At 57.0% G+C, this 479-nt stretch carries 1 protein-coding gene; it reads left to right on the top strand.

Annotated elements, in window-relative coordinates; genetic code table 11:
• Positions 1-194 precede the first annotated feature (194 nt).
• Positions 195-479 (top strand): carbonic anhydrase (locus tag I6F37_RS38785; RefSeq protein ID WP_276573801.1); only part of this gene is annotated, 285 nt, incomplete at its 3' end.

Here is a 479-nt window from a genome sequence, read left to right as displayed (position 1 = left end):
GAGCCTCGGTGGTTCCTTGCGTTTCACCATGAGGACTGCTTCAGTTTTTGCCGTGCTCCATCGGCCTGACTTGTTAGGGAAACCAAAGCTGCCTGGTTGCGGTGCCTGCGCACGGCCATGCGCTTATGTGCGGCTCGGCGTTGTGGCCAGCCGCAAGGACTTCTCCGCCGTTAGACCACCGGGCACCGTGAGATATGCGAATGCTTAGTCACCTTTTCCAGAACAACAAAGCGTGGGCCGGGCGGATCCGGCAGCTCGATCCAGATTTCTTTCTCAAGCTGTCTCAACAGCAGTTGCCCAGTTACCTATGGATTGGCTGCTCGGACAGTCGCGTGCCCGCCAATGAAATTGTCGGTCTGCTCCCCGGAGAATTGTTCGTCCACCGGAATGTCGCCAACCTGGTCGTGCACACAGACCTCAACTGTTTGTCGGTGATGCAGTTTGCGGTGGATATCCTGAAAGTGCGCCACATCATCGTC

Source organism: Bradyrhizobium sp. NBAIM08, assembly GCF_020193935.1.
Lineage (GTDB): Bacteria > Pseudomonadota > Alphaproteobacteria > Rhizobiales > Xanthobacteraceae > Bradyrhizobium > Bradyrhizobium yuanmingense.
Note: the sequence above shows the minus strand (reverse complement) of the source record. Positions and strands in the feature narration are given on the sequence as shown.